Origin of the sequence: Amycolatopsis regifaucium, assembly GCF_001613935.1 — a bacterium.
GTDB lineage: Bacteria > Actinomycetota > Actinomycetes > Mycobacteriales > Pseudonocardiaceae > Amycolatopsis > Amycolatopsis regifaucium.
Genome location: NZ_LQCI01000002.1, coordinates 409,625 through 431,215, shown reverse-complemented (window position 1 = coordinate 431,215; position 21,591 = coordinate 409,625). Strand labels below are relative to the sequence as shown.

The following is a 21,591-nucleotide window of genomic DNA, read 5'->3' as shown; positions in this document are numbered from 1 at the left end:
CGACACTAAGCAGGTTTGAACCGGCCCGACACTCGTTTGTGGACAACTATCGGCGGGATATGGCCAACTGCCGCGGCGCTCGCACTGTTGTTGCCTCACAACGTTTGGCGGCTCAGGACCTAGCTCCGCTGATGTCGACCACACCGCCGCGAGGTGACCGGCGTCGCCGTCGGCGAGCTTCGCGGTGTCATCCCTTCCTGGAAGTCGAACCGCGCCGGCTGGTTTTCTCCCACGTACCGCAGGCGCTCATGCTGCACCACCGGCGGGAGCCGTTCTTGCTGGTGTCGTAGAACAACCAGCCGCAGCTGCCGTCATGGCCGAGGCACTCTTTGATCCGGTCGAAGTCGGCGTTGATCGCCGTTTCCACGGCGGAGCGGGCGACCGGCCAGAGAACGCAGTCGAGTTCTCCGCGAGGTGACCAGCTCCAGTCCAAACCGGTGGGGGTCGAGACCAGGTCGGCATGTCGCAATGCCTCGGCGTAGGCCTGCTGGAGATGGGCGAGCGCCTGGCCGGGCGGTTCGTCACCTTGGGCGATGGCGGCGAAAATCGCGTAGATGGCCTCGCGTAGTTGTTTGGCGCGCGAAAGGGTGCCCCGGGCGGCCTCGGGGTCACGTCGGACGCGTTTGCGGAGCAGGCCCGCGCGGTTCGCCCCGATGATCCCGGCGTCCGTGGACCACTCGATGAGGCTTGCGAAGTCCGAGAGATAGTCGTGAGCGTCCTTGTCGGGCCGAGTCCGTCGAGGGCCCACGGTGTTGGCGAAATCGAGGCACACCAGGCCTCCGATGTGTTCCAGCGGTTCCGGCATCACGATCCTTCCGGACCTTCCGATCGGTTACGAGAGCGACGTGGCAGGGCCGCCAGTGTGGCGAGGGCGAGCAGGGTGGCGATCGCGAAGGCGGTGGGAAGTCCGGCGTGGTCGACGACGCGTCCGAGCACCGCAGGGCCCACCACGGCGCCGAGGGTGATGAAGGCGACCACCACGCTGAAGCCGCGTGTGGGCTGGTCCGGGAACACCAGCGAACTCCACACCGAGAGCAGCGTGCCGCCGACCATGAAGCCGCAGCCATAGAGCGCGGCGGAGGTCAGGGCGAATCCCCAGCCCGCGGGTGCCAGCCACAGAACGGCCGTCGAGAGGGAAAGGACGATCTGCGCGGCCACGAAAATCGCACGAAGACCGTGATGGCGCACGAACCGGCCCGTGAACACGCCGATCGTTCCCGCGATCCCGATGACCGTCCACAGTGCCGGGGCGACGCGTTCGTTTCCCCCGTTGGCCGTCGAGACCGCGACTCCCGCGAACGACCAGTAGGCCGCACCGATGAGCCCGGATGACGTGGCTGCCACGAACAAGGGCCACGCGTCCCGCCTGCCGGCCAGTTCACGCCATCGAACCGTCGCATGTGGTGGTTCGCGTTTCACCGGTGCGGAGGGCAGTGCGCGGATGTTCCAAGCCAGCACGAGGAACGCGACCGCCGCGGCGCCGAGCCAGACCAGCCTCCATCGAGAGTCCGTGGCGAAGAAAGCGGCCGGTCCCGCGAGCACGACCCCGAAGGTCGTGCCGGTGCTGATCATCGACAGCGCGTGCGTCCGCCCACGGGGCTTCACGGTCTCTTGGACGACGTCGGAATACGGCGTCCAGACCCACCCGGGTGCCATTCCGGACACCGCGACCCCGGCGGCCAGGACCCACGTGCCGGGAGCGACGGCGATGAGCAGCATCCCGATACCGGCGCAGCCCAGTCCGATCCCGATCGGCAAACGCGGCGACCTCCGGCCCGCCCACCAGCCCACGACGCAGAGAGCGACCAGCTCGCCCAGATAGCCGATGCTGGTCACGGCTCCGAGCGCCCCGGTGGAACCGCCGAATTCGGCTTGAAAGCGGGGAAGGAAAAGACCATATCCGTAGCGGCCGAACCCGTAGGCGACCGCGAGGGTCGCCAACCCGGACAGACCGGGAAGCCACGGACCGGCCCGGCCGTCCTCCGCGTTTCGAGCCGTGGTGGCTGCTGCTCCGGTGTGCATGCTGTTCGTCTACCCCGGGAAAGGATTACTTACGCACCGTCTATCGAACTTTCACTGGATAAGGCTAGATGGCCGATTCTGATCAGCATATCCTTGTTCGGGCAGGGCCTGTGCACCGCCAATCGCCGTTATGGTGGTAAGCGCATGGGAGGATGTTCAGATGTCGTCTCGTGCGCATACTGTCGATCCGGCGCGCCTTGCCCAGTGGTGCGTGGAGCATCTCGGCAGTCCGCCGGCGGAGGAGATCTTCAGATCCGGGCACCTCTCCACCGTCATCGGGCTTCGGCTGACCGACGACCGCGAGGTCGTGGTCAAAATTCGTTCGGACACGCCGCGGATAGCGGCCTGCGTCGAGGTCCAACGTCGGATGTTCGAGGCTGGTTATCCGTGTCCCCAGCCGCTCACCGGCGCAGAGCCGCTCGGCGAGGACGTCGCCACCGCGGAAACCTGCATTTCCGGCGGCGCCCTGCTTCCGAGCGCGGACAACGCGGCCCGGGCCTTCGCCGAGGCGTTCGCGCGGCTGATCAGGCTCACCCCACGGCCGACTGAGGTGTCCACGCTCGAACCCGCACCGTCGTGGGCCGCGTGGGATCACGCCGAGGACGGCCTGGACCAGGGCCTACGACGCCGAATATCAAGCCGCGGTCGGGCAACCCATCACCTCGCTGTCCGAGGGTGAGGCTCGCGAGCGCCTGCGCCGCGGTGGGACCGACTCGCGGAGGCCGTGAACGGACCTTTGCGTAGCCCCGGCTATCCGCCCGTGCTCGATCGTGAGCCAGGGGTGGGACACCGCTCGCGAGCCACGACGCGGCGGGCGACGGCGAGTGTGCTGGGCGCGGCGAGCCAGCACAGGTACGCGCCGGTGTCGCCGGTCAGGAACGAGACCGGAATCGACAGCCCGAACACCGCTGCCAGGCAGACACTGCGCGTCAGGCTCTGGGCGAACAGCCGGGGCGGGTCATCGGTCCGGTAGAGGTGTCCGCGCCGGATTTCCCGGATGATCAGCGCGAACGACGCGGATGCCAGGACCTGCACCATCGCATACAGGCTGAACCGGAGCGGAAAGGCGCCGTCGGCGGTGATCACGCGGGTCGCGAACGGCATCAGGACCTGCATGAACAGCCAGGCCAGGGTGAGGCTGATCAGGCGGCCGCTCAGCGAGCGGACATGGGGGAAGATCTCGTGGTGGGCGCGCCAGTGTGCGGCGATCACCACGAAGCCGAGCGCGAAGGCGATGTACTCCTTGCCGTGGGCCGACACCGAGCTCAGCATGGCGCCGGTGGTGTCGCCGTGCGGGATCGGGAGATCCAGTGCCAGCAAGGTGAGCGCGATCGCGATCACCGCGTCGACGAAGGTGGTGAGCCGCTCGGCGGCGGCCGCTCGCGCCTTCCCGATCGAGTCGTCGAGTTCGTGGCAGGTAGGTGCCGTGGGCATCAGACGGCGATGTTCGCGAGGCGCCGGGATCGCAGGGCGAGGATGATCATGACCGCCGGGATCAGGATGTCGTCGACGAGGACTCCGCCGGTGTTGCCGGGTGCGTGGTCGCCGCCTGCGATCCATTGGTGGACGTGGCCGATCGCGGCTCCCCAGAGGAACATTCCGCCGCCGAGGCCGATGGTGACGCGTTCGCGCGCGGAGGCCGAGGCGGCCCGGAAGCCCATGACGGCCAGGCCGAGGTTGGCGAAGGCGATTTCGAACATGAAGGGGGTCCGGTCGAACCCGATCGCGGTGGCCATGACATCCGGGAAGGCGAGGAAGGCGATCGTCATCCACAGGCTGCCGCAGCCGAAGGCGCCGATGGCCCACCAGCGCTGCCAGATCTCGAGCCGTTCTTCGGAAGACGTGGCCCGGCGGGCGTGGATGGCGGCTCCGATGGCGGGCACGACGATCCAGACCAGCGGGAAGGCGGTTTGGGCGAGGTAGGAGAGGTTGTTCACGACCTCAGTCTTACCTAGTTAATATTAACTCGTCAACACTCTGGTACGGTGAAGGAGTGGACGACGGACTCGCAGACTTGCTGCACCGCGTGGTCATGCTCATGGGTGAGGCGACCCGGCGGCGCACCGATGACCTCGACGGTTTGACCTACAGCCAGATACGGCTTCTGGGGACGCTGGAGGACATCGAGCCGACGACGCAGCATCGGCTCGCGCAGGCACTGTCGATCTCCGATCCGGCGGTCAGCCGGGCGCTGCGGCCACTCGAAACGGACGGCCTGGTGCGGATCACCGTCGACCCCGAACACGCGCGGCGACGGCTGGTCCGCCTCACCGAGCTCGGCCGGAAAGCCTTCCATGCCGCCGGAAAGCCTCTCTACGACGAGCTCCGCGAGGCGCTCGTCGCGGCAGGCTTCCCTTACGAGCGCTATCTCGAAGACACCCTTCGGCTGGCCGAAATCCTCGCGTCCGACTGAGGTGCACGACGAACTCGGCTTTCTCGCCGGCGGAGTTCGGTCATTTCTTGTGCGATGCGTGAGCCTCTTCCCGCTATGAATGCTGATGGTCGTTATAGCGCGCGGATCAGGGTGATTTCGAGGATGGCGCGCCGATGAAGAATGTCCTGTGCGGCGGATACATGTCCTATTACGCGTTCTATAGTCGCTGTCATGTCCAACCTGGAGCGATCGGCGATGCGGGTGGCCGATTCCGACCGTGAGCGGATGGCACAACTCCTTTACGAGGCCATGGGGGCGGGACGGCTCACCACCGCCGAAGTGGAAAGCAGACTGGATCTCGTCTACGCGGCCAAGACTTTCGCCGATTTCGAGCCGATCATCGCGGACCTCCCGGCCGCGTCACCCGCTCGGCCGGTGCATCCGGATGACGGCGTGCCGGGGCCGCGGGGGTCGGTCGCGGTCATGTCCGGAGTCGCGCGGCGGTTCGACGGGGTGTTGCCCGCGGAACACGTCAGCCGGGCGTTCTGGGGGAGTGTCCGGCTCGACCTGCGTCACGCGGAATTCCCCGACGGCCTCTGCACGATCAAGGCCAGGGCGGTCATGGGCGGGATCAGGATCGTGGTCCCCGAGGACGTTGTCGTCGATGTCCGTGGTGTCGGGCTCATGGGCGGGTTCGGTGGCGGCCGGAGGCCGGGAGGACAGCGATCGACGGTGGGCGCGCCGGTTCTGCGGGTGACCGGGTTCGCTTGGTGGGGTTCGGTCAAGGTAGTCCGCAAATCCCGGGAGTCCCCGCGGAAGAGCCGGCGCGAGCACCGGTCGTCCCGCCGGGCACGTCGATGAGCATCGGCTCACCGCGGCCGCGAAAGCGCCTGTTGGACAATCTCGACATTCTGCCGGCAGTTGGTCAGAACCCACCGGTCATCGCGTCCTGACCGGTTTCGATATATCCCGCGCTTGACAGGTTTGCGGATGGCGAAGCGCCTGCCCGTGACAAGTGTTTCGAATCGTCCTGCGGGTCTCGGCTTTTCTCTTGCCTGGCCTGTGCTTCGGGTGTGTTAATTCCGTGTGGCATGCCGGTAGCGCGTCTGAATTCGTTGGGTGGACGGGCGGCGAAAGGCATTTTCGTGTCGTTGTTTCTATGGGTTTTGAGTGAGCACTGGGAGAGTGATCTGTGAAGCACAGAAGACGTGATCGAAGACTGACCGGAGTGGTGGCAGTGGCGACCACGACGGCTCTGGTGGCGTTGGGTCTCGTGGCCGGTTCGGGTGCCGGCGTCGCGGCACCCGGTGAGCTCACGCAGACCTATTCGTGCCCGTTCCCGTTGATCGGGAACCAGAACGTATCGGTGACGATCAAGACCACCCAGCCTTCGACGATCGAGGCGGGAAAGCTGACTCCCGCGATCGAGATCGCGGCCGTGTCCAATGCGGGCAAGACCGCGACCGACGGCCTTCGCCTTGTCGGAGCGGAAACCATCAAGGGCACCGCGAAGGCGACTTCGACCGTGACGATGCCCGGCACTCAGGGCGCGTTGACAGTGAAGGTCGACGCGGATGTGCCGAATCAGCCCCTGCCGGCGGCGGGCAACGACCTCGTCGTCAACGCCAAGGGCAGCGCGCCCGCGCTGCGCTTCGATCAGCCGGGAGCCGCGACCCTGGCGGTGAACGGTCTCCAGCTGGTGATGACCCCGCTCAAGGCCGACGGCACCCTGACCGGTCTCGGCACTTTCACTTCGGACTGCACCCTGTCGGAAGGGGCCGCGACCGTCCTGCAGACCTATACCGTGACCGGCGCGCCGGTCACCCCGGAAGCCGTTGTCGGCGCGGGAAATCATCCGCCGCTGCACCAGGTCTACAGCTGCCCGTTCCCGCTGATCGGCAACCAGGACGTGGCGGTCGACATCAACGCCACGCTGCCCGACACGATCACCGCGGGCCAGTTCACCCCGAAGATGGACATCACGGCGGTGTCCAACGCGGGCAAGACGGCGACCGAGGGGCTTCGGCTCGTCGGCGCCGAAACCATCAAGGGATCGGCGCTGGCCACCTCGCTGGTTTCGAGCCCGCAAGGCCACCTGGCCGTCGGTGTGCCGACCGCTGTCCCGCTGCAGCCGATTCCGGCCAAGGGCAACGATCTGGTCATCAACGCGAGCGGGGCCGCGCCGTCGTTGCGGTTCGACCAGCCGGGGACGGCGACCTTGTCGGTGCACGATCTCGTGCTGACCATGACCCCGTTGACGGCCACCGGCGCGGAGACCGGCCTCGGTACGTTCGTCGCCGACTGCACGCCCGCGGCCGGACAGACCAACGTCCTGCACACCTTCACCATCACGCCCGCGCTCGACACCACCGCGCCTTCGGCTCCGGGTGCGGTGACGGTCGGTGAGGTCACGCAGAACAGCGTCGGGCTGTCCTGGGGCGCCGCCACCGACAACGTCGCCGTGACCGGCTACGACGTTTACGAGGGCACCAACCTCGTCAAGGCCGTCACCGGCACTTCGGCCACGATCGACGGTCTGGCGCCGGACAAGGACTACAGCTTCACGGTCAAGGCGAGGGACGCGGCGGGCAATCTCTCCCCGGCCACCGCGCCGGTGACCGCTCACACGGCGAAGGCCCCGGACACGCAGGCACCGACGGCGCCCGCGAACCCCCGCTCCACCGGGACCACGCAGACCAGTGTGACGCTGGCGTGGGACGCCTCGAGTGACAACATCGGTGTCACCGGTTACGACGTGCTTCGCGGTGGCGAAGTGGTCAAGACGGTCACGGACACGAGCGTCACGATCGAGGGGCTGAGCGCCGACACCGAGTACTCGTTCACAGTGGTGGCGAAGGACGCCGCCGGGAACAAGTCACCCGCCAGTTCCGCGGTGACCGCTCGAACGCAGGCCGCGCCGGACACGCAGGCTCCCGCGGCGCCGGGCGATCTCCACTCGACCGGCGCGGCCGCGGCCAGCGTCGGACTGGCCTGGGCCGCTTCGACCGACAACGTGGGTGTGGTCGGCTACGACGTCTACAACGGCACTGCCTTGGTGAAGTCGGTGACCGAAACCAGTGCCACGGTCGACGGCCTTGCCGCCGACACCGACTACACCTTCACGGTCGTCGCCAAGGACGCGGCCGGGAACAAGTCGCAGCCCAGCGCACCGGTGACCGTCCGGACGGCCACTGTCCCCGACACCGAAGCGCCGAGTGTTCCGGGAGGCCTCGCCGCGGCGGATGTCAGCCAGTCCAGCGTCAAGCTGTCCTGGACGGCGTCCAGCGACAACGTGGGTGTCGTCGGTTACGACGTCTACAACGGTGCCAACCTGGTGAAGACGGTCACGGAGACTTCCGCGACGGTCGATGGCCTCACGCCGGACACGGAGTACTCGTTCACGGTGGTGGCGAAGGACGCGGCGGGTAACGCGTCGGCCGCCAGCGCCGCGGCGACCGTCCGGACGCAGGCCGCGCCGGACACGCAGGCTCCCGCGGCGCCGGGCAACCCGCGCTCCACCGGAACCACGCAAACCAGTGTGGCCCTGGAGTGGAACGCCTCGACGGACAACGTGGGCGTCACCGGCTACGACGTCTACAACGGCGCGAACCTGGCGAAGTCGGTCTCCGGCACCACTGCGACGGTCGACGGCCTCGCGCCGGGCACGGAGTACTCGTTCACAGTGGTAGCGAAGGACGCGGCGGGCAACCTGTCGGGCCCGAGCGCCGCGGTGACCGTGCGGACGCAGGCCGCGCCCGACACGATGGCCCCGGGGGTCCCGGGCAATCCGCGGTCCACCGGCACGACCGAAACCACCGTCGCACTGGCCTGGGACGCCGCGACCGACAACGTGGGCGTCACCGGGTACGACGTCTACCAGGGCGCTTCGCTGGTCAAGTCGGTCACCGGCACCACAGTGACCGTGGACGGCCTCGCAGCGGACACGGAGTACTCGTTCACGGTGGTAGCGAAGGACGCCGCGGGCAACAAGTCGGCTCCCAGCGCACCGGTGACGGCGAAGACGAAGCCGAAGACCACGCCTGGCGTGAAGTACAGCTACGACCTGATCGGTAAGTCCCAGCTGAGGAAGCTGACCGGCCCGATCGATCTCCGCGGCGGGATCAACGCGGCGATCACCCTGGCGAACGGGACCTTCGACGCCGATCTGACACTGAACCCGACGAGCGCGAATTTCACGCTCTGGGGCTTCGTCCCGGTCAACGCGAAGGTCGAGTTCTCACCGGTGGGCAAGACCAAGGGCACCTTGGCCGACGGGATGCTTAAGTCGACCTCGGCGGTGACGGTCAAGCTGCCGCGGATCAGCGTCTTCGGGTTCCCGGTCTCGGCGAGCCCGACCTGTCAGACGAAGACGCCGGCCCAGATCCCGCTGCAGTCGAAGGCCGGTTTCGATCCGTTGGCGGGCGGCAAGCTCACCGGGACCTACACCCTGCCGCCGCTGCAGGGCTGCGGAGCCCTGAACGATCTCGTGTCAGGGGTCGCTTCCGGCCCGGGCAACACGGTGGAGGTGAACCTCATCCCGCGTCCGGCCAAGTGAGCTGATCAGACGCGAGGAACCGGTCCTGCCGCAGCCCCGCGGCAGGGCCGGTTTCCTTGCGGACCGGTGCGGGGTGTCGCCCGCCAGCAGGGCCTAGAGCGGCGCGTGCTCTCAGAAGTACGCGCGGACGCGTTGGCTGGTCGACGTCCAAGACCAGGAGCGCCTCCTCAAGCCTCGTAGCCCGTGATCGCCCGGACCTCCGCGATCAGTCGCGTGAGCAACGGCCGCGGCGCGTGGTCGGCCCACACGACCGCGAGGTCGAAGCTCTCCGCGTCCGTCAGCGGGATCCAGCGCACGTTCGCCGACGGCATGAACGCGGCGAGCGGCCGCGGCGCCAACCAGACGCCACGGCCGCGGCCGACCTCCAGCAAGCAGTCCTCCACCAGGGGAACCAGCGGCCCGCGAGGGGCCGGGGTGCCGTCCGGCCGGGGGTCGGCCAGCCAGAACCGTTCCGCTTCCGCGGACACCAGCACGTCCGGGCGCACTACCGGTTCACCGGCGATGTCCGCCAGCGTCAGCGCGGAGCGGCCGGCCAGCGGGTGGGTGGTGGACAGGGCCACCGCCGGGGGATCGGTGCGGACGACCGCGTGGTTCAGCCCGACGTCGCCGAGCGGCAGCCACATGAACGCCGCGTCCGCCTGTCCGCCGGTGAGCAGTTCGAGTTCGTGTTGGGGATGGCGCGCGCCGGTCAGCGTCACTCGCACGCCCTCGACCGCTTTTTCCAGGATTTCCGCGACATCGACGGCGAACAGGGAAGTCGCGATCGGGCAGCAGGCCAGGCGGAGGGTGCCTGACCCGGCCCGTGCGGCGGCGCGCACCCGTCCGGCGAGCCGCTCGACGTCGTCGATCACCGCGGCACCACCGGCGGCCAGTTCCTCTCCCGCGGCCGTGAGCAGGACGCCGCGCGAAGTGCGCACCAGCAGCACCACACCCAGCGCGCGTTCCAGCCGCCGAATGTGTGTCGACACCGCCTGCTGGGTCAGGTGAAGCCCCGCCCCCGCGGCGGTGATGGACCGCTCCCGAACCACCGCCAGGAACGAGTTCAGGTGCCGGAGATCGATGTCGCTCACGACGGACACCCTAGCCACGGCAACGATTTCGCCGACGCCTGGAGGGAAGACGAGCGCCGCCACAACGATGCGCTGTGGCGGACACAACAAACCGTCGTTTCCACGGCGGGCGGTGTGGCGTCCACACTTTTGCCGACCCGGGCCGTCAGGTCCGGAACCGAGACAGGACAGGAGATCCAGTGAGCACGACCGACCTCGTCGACCGCCTCGCGGTGGTCGAGGTGTGCACCCGGCTGGGATGGCACACCGATCAGCGCGAATGGGAAGCGCTCAAGACCGTTTTCGCCGACGAGGTGCGGCTCGACTACACGAGCCTCAACGGCGGCGAACCGGCCGTCCTGACACCGGAGCAGATCGTGGACGCCTGGTCAGGGTTGCTCGGCGGGTTCGACGCCACCCAGCATCTGATCACCGGCCACCTGGTGACCCTCGACGGCGACACCGCCGTCTGCACCGCGTCCTTTCAGGCCACCCACCGGTTGGCGGACCCGTTCGGCGGACCACTGTGGACACTCGGCGGCACCTACCGGTTCGACCTGGTCCGCGCCGGTGACAACTGGAAGATCCGCGGCCTTGTCATGACGGCCAAATGGGCCGACGGCAACAAAGACCTGATGGCGAGGGCCGCCGAAGCCGTCTCAGCACCCCGAGAGGACCGTTCGTGACCACGACCCGGCAGAAGATCACCTTCCCCAGCGGCGGGGCCACCCTTACCGGCACCCTGTTCCTGCCGGGTACCGGGACCCCGGCGCCGGGAATCGTGGTGGCCGGCACCTGGACCAGTGTCAAGGAACTGATGGCCGACCGGTACGCCGAGCAGCTCGCCGAGCGAGGATACGCCGCGCTGTCGTTCGACTTCACCGGTTTCGGCGAGTCCGGCGGCGAACCGCGCGACGTGGAGAACCCGGCGGCCAAGGTGGCGGACATCCACCACGCCGTGACGTTCCTCGCTGGACATCCGTCGGTCGACGGCGACCGCCTCGGCGCGCTGGGGATCTGCGCCGCCGCGATGTACATGGCCGCGAACGCCGCCGAAGACCCCCGGATCGGCTCTCTGGCCCTCGTCGCGCCATGGCTGCACGACACCGCCATCTGCGAGGTCGCTTACGGCGGAGCGGATGCGGTCGCCGAGAAGATCGCAGCCGCCGGGAAGGCCCGCGCCCGTTTCGAGGAGACCGGCGAGATCGAGTACGTCCCGGTGGTGAGCGCCACCGACCCGCGGGCGGCCATGCCGTACGACATCGACTTCTACCTCAACCCGGCCCGCGGCGGGATTCCCGCTTGGCCCAACCGTTTCGCGGTCATGGCGTGGAGCGACTGGCTCACCTACGACTCCATCTCCCTGGCCCCGCGGATCACCCAGCCCACCGTGCTCGTGCACAGCGAGGACGCCGCCATCCCCGACGGTGCCCGCCGGTTCCACGCCGGGCTCGCCGGACCCAAGGACATTTTGTGGTCCCAGGGCACCCAGTTCGACTTCTACGACCAGGAACCACAGGTCACCCTGGCGGCGGACTCCGCGGCCGCGCATTTCGGAAGGACCCTCCGTTGATCCTCGTCACGGGAGCCACCGGGAACGTCGGCGGGGAGGTCGTCCGGGCCCTGGCAGGCACCGGACGGCCGGTCCGCGCCCTGGTGCGGACCGCTGCCGCCGGCCTGCCGGTCGAGCAGGTGCTCGGTGAGCTGAACGAACCGGACACGCTCGGCCCCGCCCTCGACGGCGTCCGCGGGGTCTTCCTGTTGCCCGGCTACCGCGACATGCCCGGCCTGCTCGCGCGGATGCGGCTGGCTGGGGTGGAGCGGGTGGTGTTGCTGTCCAGCCTGGCCACCGTCGCCACCGACACGCGCAACGCCATCTCCCAGTTCATGATCCGCTCCGAGACGGCGGTCCGCGAGTCCGGACTGGCGTGGACGTTCTTGCGTCCCAACGCCTTCATGTCGAACGCGCTGCGCTGGTCGCCGCAGCTTCGCGCGGGCGACGTCGTCCGGGACGCCTTCGGTGACGTGCCCATCGCTTCCGTTGACCCGTATGACATCGCCGCCGTCGCCGTCCGGGCCTTGCTCGACCCCGGCCATGAGGAGTGCGTCCATGAACTGAGCGGCCCGGAACGGCTCCGGCCGGCCGAACGGCTGGCCGTCCTGGCCGAAGTACTCCATCGCGACCTGCGCTTCCAGGCGCTCACCGATGAGGAGGCCCGTGCCGACATGACCGGAAAGGTGCCGGAGGAGTACATCCAGGCCTTCTTCAGCTTCTACGGCGACGGGACTTTGGACGAGTCCCGGATCTACGACACCGTGGAGAAAGTGACCGGGAACCCGCCCCGCACCTTCGCGCGGTGGGCCCAGGCTCACGCCGCCGACTTCCGCTGAACTCGCGTTCCCGATTCCCGAAGGCTCCCGATGGATCACCGACTGCGGCGTTTCTTCGCCGCGGGCCTCGCCGCCGTGTGCGTGGCGGGCTGCTCACCCGACGACACGCCCGCCACGCCGGAGGCGCGGCCGGAACGGTTTGCCTCGCCGAACCCCGGTTCGGTCAACACCTACTGGATCCCGGTGCCGGACGGCCTGGTCGTCGTCGACACCCTGCGCACCCCGGACGACGCCCGGCGGGCGGTCGCCGAAATCCGGAAGACCGGGAAACCGGTCGCCGCCATCCTGCTCACCCATTCCCATCCCGACCACGTCGGTGGCGCGAGCGCCTTCCACGAGGCGTTCCCGCGGGCGCCGATCTTCGCGTCCCGGTCCACCGACCGGGCCATGCGCGAGGACAAGCGCGGTTTCTACCCGCTGGCCCGGTCGGCGAACCCGAACTTCCCCGCCACACTCACCTACGCCGACCGGACCTTCGAAGACGGATCTCCGGTACAGGCGGGCGGAATCGGCTTCGAGACCGCGACGTTCGCCGACGGCGAGTCCGACACCGCGACCGTCTACCACCGCACCGACACCGGCGATCTCTATTCCGGCGACCTCGCGACCGGCGGGGTCACCCCCGCGCTGATCGAGGGCGACACCTGCGGCTGGCTCGGAAATCTCGACCGGCTGAGCGGACGATTCCCCGGCGCCAGGACGATGTATCCCGGACACGGTGCCCCGGGCCAGGCCACCGCGCTGATCGACGAGCAGCGCGACTACCTCCGGCGGTTCCGTGCCTTCGTCCGGCCGGCCGTCACCGCGCAATCCGCCGGTGGTACGACGCTTGTGGCCGACGAGGAGAAGTCGATCATCGCCGAACTGGAGCGCGCCTTCCCCGGGAGGCCGCCGGTGGCCGACCTCCCGACCATCGTGGCGGAGAACGTCAAGGCCGTCGCGCGGGAACTGGCCGGTCCGGGCCCCGCCTGCCCGGCGGAGGGGGACCAGCTTCTGGAACCCGTGCGCCGCTACGTCGACGCGGTCAATTCCGGCGACCTCGACGCGCTCGCCGGTGTGTTCGCCGCCGACGCGGAACTCGTCGACGTCGGACGGAGATTCACCGGCCGCGCCGCGATCCGCGACTGGGCCGGGCGGGAAGTGGTGGGCGGGAAGCTGACGGTCACCAGGATCGACGAGAACCGGCCGGGGTACCAGCGCCTGCTGGTGCGCTTCGCGCCCGGCGGCAACGGGGGCTTCTCCGCTTCGTATGCCTTTACAGTGGCGGGTTCGGCCATCACCCGCGCGGAACTCACCTACGCCGGTTGAGCGCGAGATTCGCCAAGGCATCGCGAGTGGTACCCAGGAAGTCACGCGGGCGGCGGTATCGCGACATGAGCAGCGGACACCGGCTCAACCGGGCATCGAGGTGGCCAGCCGGTTCAGCAGGCGGATCCGGCCGTGGTTGGGGACCGAGCGAATCGGGTGCCCGGCAAGCCCCCAGTGCCCGAGAAGCGAGTTCGCCGCGGTCCAGCCGGTGGCGGCCGCGCGTTCCATGAGGGCGACCGGGAGGTCGATCCGGATGCCGTCGCCCGCGAGCGCCAGTGCCGGGTCGGGTGTTTCCACCGTGGGCCGCCGGGCGAAGTCACCGACTCCGAAGAGCGGGCAGTCTTCGCGCCACAACGTGATATCACCGACGACGCGGGCGTTCCTGGTCTCCGGGTAGATCTCGTGGAGACGGCTTTCCAGTGCTTTCTCCAAGCCGCTCGAGTCGTCGGTGGAGGCCGCGTAGGCGTGCAGTTCGACGACCGAGCCGCCGGTGCGGGCGGCCCAGCGACGGGCTTCGCCCTCGTACCGGTCGAGCAGGCTGATGTTGTCCAGCGGCGGGATGCTGCCGGTGCCGAGGAACGGCGACCGGTGTGGCTCGACCGGGCGGTCGAGCCAGAGCCGCCGGACCAGGAACGGCGGGGCCGTCCGCAAGCCGCCGATGTCGGCCCGCCAGGCCTCCGTGCCGATCTCCGGGGAAGCGGCCACGATTTCGCGCAGGCCGGCGACATCGCAGGCGAGGACGACGCCGTCGAAGTGCTCCGTCCGGCCGCCTGCTTCGAGTGTGAAACCTTCCAGGGTCCGGCCGAGGCCGGTCACCGCCGTGCCGGTGCGGAGGTCGACACGGCGGCCGGTGAGATAGCTCGCGAGCGGGTCCCAGAGCGCCTGGGGGAACGGCTCGGTCGGTACGTCGAAGACGAGACCTTCGCTGGAGCCCAGGAAATACAGGTGGAACATGGTCGCCAGTTCCGCGGCCGACAGTTCGCGCGGGTCGGCGAAGAAGCTGCGGGAGAAGACCTCGAACGCGAGGTGTTTGGCGGCGGGCGGGAAGTTGATCGCTTCGAGGAAGGTCGCGGCGTCGGTGCGGTCGAGCCGGTGATAGATCTCCGGCACGCTGACCGTCGCCAGCGGCAGGGCTTCCCGGCCGCTGAGGTGCAGCAAGTCCTTGCGGGTGAAGGTCGGGCTGCGCCAGGCGAACGCCACCGCGTTCCACGGCGGGGTGCGCGGAAGTCCGGCGAAGGTGTCGATGCGGCCGTGCGCGTCCATCAGCGGATAGTCGGTCAGCGGGGTGAGCCGGTCCAGCCGCGGATCGGTGCGCGCGAGCAGGGCGCGCAGGTTGTAGTACTGGCGGAAGAACGCGTGGAAACCGCGGCTCATGGTCACCGCGGTGCCGTCCGGAAGCCGTTCCGGCCAGCCGCCGACTCGTCCGCCGAGATGGTCTTCGCGTTCGAAGACGGTGACGCTGACGCCGCGTTCGGCCAGTCCGGTCGCCGCGGTGAGCCCGGCGATGCCGCCGCCCACGATCGCGGCGGTGGGCCGCCGTCCGAGCAGCGCGGCGTCGGGCAGGCCCGCCGGTGCCTGGCGGGTGACGCGGCGGCGGTCCCGGGGTCGGGTCACGGTGTCTCCAAGGGTGCGGTGCCGACGACGGTGTGGACGATGCCGCGCTGCCAGCCGCCGACGGTCGCGGTGTGGACGTCGGTGAAGCCGGCTTCGGTGAGGCGCCGGGTGAGTGCGGCGATGCCGTCGAATTCGAGGACGCTGCGGCGAAGATGCCGGTAGAGCGTGGCATCGCCGGTGGTGAGCTTCCCGAGCGGGATGATCACGCCCGCGCAGACGGCGTTCCAGACCAGCCGGGCGCGCCGGGAATCGCGGACGGAGTACTCGTGCACGGCGATCCGGCCACCGGGTCGGAGCAGCTCACGGAGCCGGCGCAGCTGCGTGGTCGGCTCGGTGAGGTTGCGCAGCAGATACGCCGCCAGGATCCCGTCGAACGGGCCGTGGATGCCGGCCAGCTCCTCGACCGGGGTGTGCACGAATTCGACGCTGCCGGGCCAGGTCTTGCTCCGGGCCCGCTCCAGCATCTCGCCGGACGCGTCGAAGGCGGTGATCCGGGCGTTCGGCACCACGGACAGGAGCGCCGCCGTGGACGCGCCGGTTCCGCAGCCGACGTCCAGCACGCGCGGTCCAGGTGCCTTGGCGGGGAGGCCGAGCCGCCGGGCGGACAGGCGCAAATGCTCGTGGTAACCCGGATTCGCGCCGACGAGGCGGTCGTAGAACCGGGCTTCGGTGTCGAAGGCCGATGGCACGGTCCCGCGCGGCAAACCGTCGCGCGCCATGGCGTTCATCGCGCTTCCTCTCGTGCTCGGGCTCGTTCCCACAGCAGCAGGACGGCGGTCACCATCGCGAAGCCGAAGAGGAAGTCCTCGACCGGGATGTCCCAGGGGAACCGCCAGCCGGTGATGTGCTCGGGCGCGTACCGGACGATCGGCGCGGAAAGCTTCGTCAGCCAGCCGTCGACGGGAATCTGAAACCCGGTGACGATCACCATCGTGAGCCAGTAGGCGGGTTTGCGGAACAGGCCGGTCTTCAGCACCGTCAGTTCGACGAGGATGACCACGATCACCGCGGCGACGGCCGGAACCGTGTAGCCCCAAGGGATCATCGCCGAACCCCCTGCTTCCCACTCCGCCGGAGGCCGGTAAGGGTGAGCTGGACCGCTTCGTAGGTCAGCACTCCGCAGATCGGGATCACGACGAAGAACAGGATCTCTTCCAGCGGAAGGGAAAACGGCGCGCGGATACCGGTGACGAATTCCGGCGCGTAGGTCCAGACCTCACCCGCGATCGCCAGCGCGTCCCAGACGAGGAAGACGACGGCCACCGGGAGCAGCGCGCGGGCCAGTCGTTTCGGCTGCCGGTAGACGCGGGCGCCCGCGAGTTCCAGCGGCAGCGTCACCAGGACGCACGCCGCCAGCACGACGAGGTATTCGACCTTGCCCACTCAGGCCACCCCCGCCGGGGGAGCGGGGGCGGGATGCCGTGTGCGAGCCCACTGTGCGCGAGCGAGGGCGCCGCAGGCGACCCCGAGCCGACGGCGCCGGGACACCGTCGCCCGGCCGGCGAAGACGTCGTGGTCCGCCTCCTCGATCCGGTCGAGGATCTCCCCGTAAAGGGTCGCGGCGGTGGCCACACAGGGCCGCGAGACCGGATGCAACATCGCGATCCCCGCCCGCGCTTCGGCGTAGACACGCCGGGTCACCGCGATCTGTTCCTTGATCGCGGCACGGACGCGGGCGTCGGATCGGCCGTGCTCCGCGCACCAGGACAGCCGTTCGCGATCGACGTCGTGTTCCTTGAGTTCGTCGGCGGGCAGATAGACCCGTCCGCGTGCGAAGTCCTCGGCGACGTCACGGAGGAAGTTGGTGAGCTGGAAGGCCTTGCCGAGCGCGGCGGCGCGCGGCGCGGCCTCTTCGCGGGGCGCCACCGCGCCGAGGATCGGGAGCACCTGCAGGCCGATCACTTCCGCCGAGCCGTGCACGTAATCGTCGAGGTCGGTCCTGGTCGCGTAGTCGGTCACGCTCAGGTCCATCCGCATCGAGGCGAAGAAGGCGCGAAAAAGCCGCTCCTCCAGCTCGTACCGGGCAGCCGTGTCGATCACCGCCGTCAGCAGGGCATCGTCACTCGTGCCCGCGGTCAGGTCGGCGAGGAAGCGATCCTCCACTTCGGACAGTCGTGCGGCCAGGGACTCCGGAGTCGCGCCGGGATCGGGCTCGTCGACGATGTCGTCCAGCCGTCGAGCGAAACCATAGAGCGCGTGGACGGCGGGCCGCTGCGCGGGAGCCAGCATGCGCGTCGCCAGGAAGTATGTCCGGCCGTGCCGGGCGTTGACGTCGCGGCACCAGGTATAGGCGGCTCGCAGGTTCGGGTCGTGGATTTCGGCGGCGTCGAGTTCGCGTCGGGTCATCGGTTCGCCTCCGCGGCCAGGTCGAGCACCCGCGAGCGACGTCCGGGCACGCCGGTGATCCGGTCGGCGGCCAGCCTGCCGGAGATCAGGACGGTCGGCACGCCGACTCCCGGCACCGTCGCGCCACCGGCGAGGACGACATTTTCGGTGCCATGCGGGAGATTCCGAGGACGGAACGGTCCGGTCTGGACGAACGAGTGCGCGTAACTGAAGGGGGTTCCGGCCACCAGCCCGCGGTCGGCCCAGTCGGCGGGGCTGATCACCTCGGTGAATTCGGGTTCGAAGCCAGGCAGTGCTCGCTGCTGTGCGATGGCGAGGATCTCCTCCGCGTACGGTCCGGCGTCGGCGGCCCAATCCGCGGGGCCTCGGTCGAGATTCGGCACCGGCGCGAGGATCGAGTAGAGCTGACGACCAACCGGTGCGAGGCCCGGATCGGTCGCGGTCGGCCGGGTGATCAGCAGGGACGGATCGGTCATGCGCTGCCCGGAAGTGATGAGTTCGTCGAAGGTCGAGCGCCACCGCCGCCCGAAGGAGATGGTGTGGTGCCCGACCTCGGGCTGGGGATCGGGGCCACCGGTGTGCAGGACCAGCGCCGACGGCGCGGGCCGCAGCGGAACGGGCCGCTTCGGGGTCCGGCCGAGCAGCCGGTAGCTCTCGGGCAGTTCGGTCGTCAGGATCACGGCGTCGCAGGGATGGCGTTCGCCCGCCGCCGTGCGGACCGCGTGGACCCGGGCGCCTTCGCGCTCGAGAGTGTGCGCGGGGTCGCCGTAGCGGAAGGTGACGCCGTTCTCGGCGGCGACCCGGGCGAGTGCCTGGGGGAGTGCCGCGACCCCGCCGGGAGGGAAGTACACGCCGCCGACGGTGTCCATATAGGAGATGATCGCGTACAGCGCCAGCGCCCGCATCGGCGACTCGCCCGCGTAAAGCGCTTGGAAGGTGAACACCCGCTTCAGCCGTTCGTCGGACAGGAAGGATCCGATCTTGGGGTCAAGCCGACGGAAACCACCGAGTGCCACCAGACGGGCCAGATCCGGGTTGAGCATGGCCAGCGGTGAGTCGATGTTCGAGTCGATGAACCGGCCGAATTCGGTGCGGTAGAGCCGGGTCAGCCACTCGCGCAGCCGGAGGTATCCCGCGGCCTCGGCGGGACCGGCGAACTCGCGTACCGCGTCCGTCATCGCCGCGGCGTCGGTGTGCACGGGCAGGGCGCTGCCGTCGGCGAACCGCGCGAGATAGGCCGGATCGAGCCGGGTGAGCGGTAGTTCCTCGTCGAGGTCGGCGCCCACGGCGCCGAAGGTGTCTTGCAGGATCGACGGCATGGTCAGCACTGTCGGGCCGGTGTCGAGCAGATAGCCCTCGCGTTCGACCCGCCCCGCGCGGCCACCCGGACCGGGGTCGCGTTCGAGGACGGTGACGTCGCGGCCGCGGCCTGCCAGGTGCAGCGCCGCCGCCAGACCCGACAACCCCGCGCCCACCACGACGATCCGGTTCGTCCGGCCGGGCACCGTTTTCACTGCTCGCGCTCCGTGCAGCGGGTGGCGAGGAGGGCCAGCGCGTCCGCGGCCTGTCGCGGGACGACGGCCGCGTCGATCACCGCTTGCGCCTTGTCCGCCCGTTCCCGGATGAGTTCGCCGAGGCGTTCGCGGGCCCCGGTCGCCGCGATCAGCCCGCACCAGCGGGAGACGGCGTCGTCGTCCACCGTGACCAGGTTCAGCAGTTCGCCGAGTTCGTCGTGCTGCGCCCGGTCGGCCATCTCGGCGGCGAGTACCACGACGCTGGACGCCTTGCGATCGCGAAGGTCTTGACCGGAGGGCTTGCCGGTGACGGCGGGATCGCCGAAGACACCGAGCAGGTCGTCCTTGAACTGGAACGCCTCGCCGACCAGGCCGCCGTACTCGGTGAGCGCGGCCAGGACGTCCGGCCCGCAGCCCGCCAGCGCCGCGCCGAACTCCAGTGGCCTGCGGACGGTGTAGTTGCCGGACTTCCGGCGCAGCACGTCGAGCAGAGAGTCCCAGCCGGGAAGGGTCCGTGCGTCGTTCACCAGATCGGCCAGCTGCCCGACCGCCAGCTCCGCGCGCATCGCGTCGTACCTCGGCCAGCCGCGCGACAACGCTTCCGCGGCCAGACCGGATTCCCGGAGCAGCTGCTCGGACCAGACGAGGAAGAGGTCACCGGCGAGTATCGCCGCGGATTCGCCGAACCGGTCGGCGGATCCGCTCCATCGCTGTTCGGCATGCCACCGCGAGAATCGCACATGCAGCGCGGGACGGCCCCGCCGCAGCGCCGAGCCGTCCATGACGTCGTCCTGCGCCAGCGCGAAACAATGGAGCAGTTCCAAGCTCGCCGCGGCCCGCACGGCGGCGTCCGATTCGGGACCCCCGCACCGCCAGCCCACATAGGCGAACATCGGCCGGAGGAATTTTCCTCCGGCGAGGAACTGGGGGATGACGGTTTCCGCGAGTTCGCCCTCGGCGCGGCCGGAGAAGTGCTCGGCGGCCCGTGCTTCGACGAAACCTCGCGCTTCGGCGAGGCAACGCGCGCCCACAGCGTCCAGCCACCCGGCCGGCGCCTCCTTCGACGGCGCCTCTTCCGCCGCCATGGTCGACGCCATCCGACTTCCTTCCGCCGATCCGGTGATTCGTTTCATAACCGTTTCACTTCTGAGGTAACCTTGTCTACTAGATCCGGCGAGGGCCCCGCAACTCGGGCGGTATCGCCTGTGGAGCAAGGAAGACCTGGGATTTCCCGGGATTTCCCGGCGCAAACCCGCACCGCTCACGGATCGAAGAAGGTCGTCATGCGAACGAGGGTGGTCCGGACCCCGCCACCCTGGGAAGCCCGGTGCCCCTCGGGCCGGGTTCTCCGACGCCCGGCGGCACCTGGCGTGAACCGGTATTCCCGGGGAACGCCGTGGTGCCGCCGGGCGTTCGTCCGTCCCTGAGCCGGTATGCACCTGGTCACGTCCGGTTACCTCGTAAGCTGCCCGCAGTGATCGCCGCGCGAGCGGGCACCGCACCGGAAACGTGGAATGGATGGGCGTCGAGGAGATGAACGGCCGTGGCGGCCCCGTAGCCGGAGGTTCGTGGACTCCTGGCAAGGTCGCCGAAGTGCTGGGAGTCTCGCCGGTCACACTTCGGACCTGGGCCGCGCGGTACGGCGTCGGCCCCACCTTGCGCGGTGAGGGGCGTCATCGCCGTTACTCGGACGCGGACGTCCGCAAGCTGCAGCACATGCAGCGGCTGATCGACCGGGGGATTCCTGCCCGCGAGGCGGCCGCGGCCGCCTTCTCCGGTGCCGACGTGACGATCCCCGGCGTACCCGTCGACAGGCTGGCCGGCGAACTGGAGCAGGCCGCGGATGACCTCGAGTTCGCTTCCATCGCGGCGTTGCTGGACGAGACCCTCGACGCGATCGGCGCGGCGGCGACGTGGGCCGAGGTGTTGCTGCCGATCCTGCGCCGACTCGGGCGCCGCTGGGCGGGCGGTGACGTGTGCTTCGAGTCGGAATGGGCACTCACCACCGAGATTTCCCTGGCGCTGCAACGCTACGTCACCCGGTTCGCCACCGTGCCGACCGAACGCGGAGTGCTCATCGCCTGTTGCCCGGACGAGCGGCACAGCCTGCCGGTCGAAGTTCTCCGCGCGTCGCTGCTGGAGATCGGTATTCCCGCTCTCTATCTCGGTCAGCTGGTGCCCGCGGAAACCATGGCAGGTCTGGCGTCCAAACTGGATCCGGTGCTGGTGGTGCTGTGGTCGATGTCCGCCGGAACCGTCGACGTCCTGCTGTGCGAGCGTCTTCAGCGGCAGGAAATCGAGGTCGCCGTCGCCGGTCCCGGCTGGGAAGGGCTCAACGTCCATGACGCGCCTTGGGTCAACGACCTGACCACCGCGCTGGAGGTGGCCGCCGCCCGATTCAAAGCCTGAGTCCGCGCG

21 protein-coding genes are annotated in these 21,591 nt (G+C 69.3%); 9 read left to right on the top strand and 12 right to left on the bottom strand.

Annotated elements, in window-relative coordinates; all coding sequences use genetic code 11:
• Positions 1 to 187: 187 nt before the first annotated feature.
• Together AVL48_RS03145 and AVL48_RS03140 are read right to left on the bottom strand one after the other, a co-directional pair.
• Positions 188 to 805, bottom strand: a complete 618-nt coding sequence (locus tag AVL48_RS03145) for a CGNR zinc finger domain-containing protein (protein ID WP_061983684.1) — start codon at positions 803 to 805, stop codon at positions 188 to 190.
• A complete protein-coding gene (locus tag AVL48_RS03140) occupies positions 805 to 2,022 on the bottom strand; it encodes an MFS transporter (RefSeq protein ID WP_061983685.1) in 1,218 nt (405 codons plus the stop codon). Before AVL48_RS03140 ends, AVL48_RS03145 begins: the two co-directional genes overlap by 1 nt.
• Before the next feature lie 160 nt (positions 2,023 to 2,182).
• Here AVL48_RS03140 and AVL48_RS39450 point away from each other — a divergent pair, with 160 nt between their 5' ends.
• Positions 2,183 to 2,701, top strand: a complete 519-nt coding sequence (locus AVL48_RS39450) for a hypothetical protein (protein ID WP_244162282.1) — start codon at positions 2,183 to 2,185, stop codon at positions 2,699 to 2,701.
• Between the two features lie 71 nt (positions 2,702 to 2,772).
• Here AVL48_RS39450 and AVL48_RS03130 read toward each other — a convergent pair whose 3' ends face one another.
• Both AVL48_RS03130 and AVL48_RS03125 read right to left on the bottom strand, forming a co-directional pair.
• Entirely contained in the window at positions 2,773 to 3,456 is a 684-nt protein-coding gene (locus AVL48_RS03130; RefSeq protein WP_061983686.1) for a TMEM175 family protein, read from the bottom strand.
• Positions 3,456 to 3,959 (bottom strand): DUF6790 family protein, encoded by a 504-nt coding sequence (locus AVL48_RS03125; protein ID WP_061983687.1) that lies wholly within the window; start codon positions 3,957 to 3,959, stop codon positions 3,456 to 3,458. Before AVL48_RS03125 ends, AVL48_RS03130 begins: the two co-directional genes overlap by 1 nt.
• Positions 3,960 to 4,015: 56 nt before the next feature.
• On the opposite strand from AVL48_RS03125, the gene AVL48_RS03120 reads away from it, so the two are divergent.
• The 3 genes from AVL48_RS03120 (at position 4,016) to AVL48_RS03110 (ending at position 8,951) form a co-directional block, all read left to right on the top strand.
• Positions 4,016 to 4,435: a MarR family winged helix-turn-helix transcriptional regulator gene (locus tag AVL48_RS03120; RefSeq protein ID WP_061983688.1), complete on the top strand. Its 420-nt coding sequence runs from the start codon at positions 4,016 to 4,018 to the stop codon at positions 4,433 to 4,435.
• A gap of 192 nt (positions 4,436 to 4,627) precedes the next feature.
• Positions 4,628 to 5,257 (top strand): DUF1707 SHOCT-like domain-containing protein, encoded by a 630-nt coding sequence (locus AVL48_RS03115; protein WP_244162281.1) that lies wholly within the window; start codon positions 4,628 to 4,630, stop codon positions 5,255 to 5,257.
• A gap of 367 nt (positions 5,258 to 5,624) precedes the next feature.
• On the top strand, positions 5,625 to 8,951 hold the full coding sequence (locus tag AVL48_RS03110) for a fibronectin type III domain-containing protein (RefSeq protein WP_244162280.1): 3,327 nt from the start codon (positions 5,625 to 5,627) through the stop codon (positions 8,949 to 8,951).
• 167 nt (positions 8,952 to 9,118) lie between these two features.
• Here the strand turns inward: AVL48_RS03110 and AVL48_RS03105 are convergent, their stop codons facing one another.
• The gene (locus tag AVL48_RS03105) at positions 9,119 to 10,021 is read right to left on the bottom strand and encodes a LysR family transcriptional regulator (protein ID WP_061983818.1); all 903 of its coding nucleotides are present in this window, start codon (positions 10,019 to 10,021) and stop codon (positions 9,119 to 9,121) included.
• Between the two features lie 179 nt (positions 10,022 to 10,200).
• Between AVL48_RS03105 and AVL48_RS03100 the strand changes: the two genes are divergently transcribed.
• From AVL48_RS03100 to AVL48_RS03085, 4 genes are read left to right on the top strand one after another with little or no spacing between them, the layout of a single operon-like run.
• Positions 10,201 to 10,686 (top strand): nuclear transport factor 2 family protein, encoded by a 486-nt coding sequence (locus tag AVL48_RS03100; RefSeq protein WP_061983689.1) that lies wholly within the window; start codon positions 10,201 to 10,203, stop codon positions 10,684 to 10,686.
• A complete protein-coding gene (locus AVL48_RS03095) occupies positions 10,683 to 11,573 on the top strand; it encodes an alpha/beta hydrolase (protein ID WP_061983690.1) in 891 nt (296 codons plus the stop codon). The genes AVL48_RS03100 and AVL48_RS03095 overlap by 4 nt, the downstream gene beginning before the upstream one ends.
• A complete protein-coding gene (locus tag AVL48_RS03090) occupies positions 11,570 to 12,391 on the top strand; it encodes an NAD(P)H-binding protein (protein WP_061983691.1) in 822 nt (273 codons plus the stop codon). Before AVL48_RS03095 ends, AVL48_RS03090 begins: the two co-directional genes overlap by 4 nt.
• A 30-nt stretch (positions 12,392 to 12,421) precedes the next feature.
• Positions 12,422 to 13,699, top strand: coding sequence for an MBL fold metallo-hydrolase (locus tag AVL48_RS03085; protein WP_063816550.1), 1,278 nt, complete (start codon positions 12,422 to 12,424; stop codon positions 13,697 to 13,699).
• 84 nt (positions 13,700 to 13,783) lie between these two features.
• Here AVL48_RS03085 and AVL48_RS03080 read toward each other — a convergent pair whose 3' ends face one another.
• From AVL48_RS03080 to AVL48_RS03050, 7 genes are read right to left on the bottom strand one after another with little or no spacing between them, the layout of a single operon-like run.
• The gene (locus AVL48_RS03080; protein ID WP_061983692.1) at positions 13,784 to 15,313 is read right to left on the bottom strand and encodes an FAD-dependent oxidoreductase; all 1,530 of its coding nucleotides are present in this window, start codon (positions 15,311 to 15,313) and stop codon (positions 13,784 to 13,786) included.
• A complete protein-coding gene (locus tag AVL48_RS03075) occupies positions 15,310 to 16,041 on the bottom strand; it encodes a class I SAM-dependent methyltransferase (protein WP_061983693.1) in 732 nt (243 codons plus the stop codon). The genes AVL48_RS03080 and AVL48_RS03075 overlap by 4 nt, the downstream gene beginning before the upstream one ends.
• Entirely contained in the window at positions 16,038 to 16,358 is a 321-nt protein-coding gene (locus AVL48_RS03070; RefSeq protein WP_061983694.1) for a lycopene cyclase domain-containing protein, read from the bottom strand. The genes AVL48_RS03075 and AVL48_RS03070 overlap by 4 nt, the downstream gene beginning before the upstream one ends.
• Positions 16,355 to 16,696 carry a lycopene cyclase domain-containing protein gene (locus AVL48_RS03065; protein ID WP_061983695.1) on the bottom strand — a complete coding sequence of 114 codons (342 nt, stop codon included), beginning with the start codon at positions 16,694 to 16,696 and terminating at the stop codon, positions 16,355 to 16,357. Before AVL48_RS03065 ends, AVL48_RS03070 begins: the two co-directional genes overlap by 4 nt.
• Complete coding sequence (locus tag AVL48_RS03060) at positions 16,697 to 17,659, bottom strand: phytoene/squalene synthase family protein (protein WP_061983696.1); 963 nt, start codon at positions 17,657 to 17,659, stop codon at positions 16,697 to 16,699. It lies immediately after the preceding gene.
• Positions 17,656 to 19,173, bottom strand: coding sequence for a phytoene desaturase family protein (gene crtI, locus AVL48_RS03055; RefSeq protein WP_061983697.1), 1,518 nt, complete (start codon positions 19,171 to 19,173; stop codon positions 17,656 to 17,658). The genes AVL48_RS03060 and crtI overlap by 4 nt, the downstream gene beginning before the upstream one ends.
• Positions 19,170 to 20,270, bottom strand: a complete 1,101-nt coding sequence (locus AVL48_RS03050) for a polyprenyl synthetase family protein (RefSeq protein WP_061983698.1) — start codon at positions 20,268 to 20,270, stop codon at positions 19,170 to 19,172. Before AVL48_RS03050 ends, crtI begins: the two co-directional genes overlap by 4 nt.
• Positions 20,271 to 20,691: 421 nt before the next feature.
• On the opposite strand from AVL48_RS03050, the gene AVL48_RS03045 reads away from it, so the two are divergent.
• Positions 20,692 to 21,582: a MerR family transcriptional regulator gene (locus tag AVL48_RS03045; RefSeq protein ID WP_061983699.1), complete on the top strand. Its 891-nt coding sequence runs from the start codon at positions 20,692 to 20,694 to the stop codon at positions 21,580 to 21,582.
• Positions 21,583 to 21,591 lie beyond the last annotated feature (9 nt).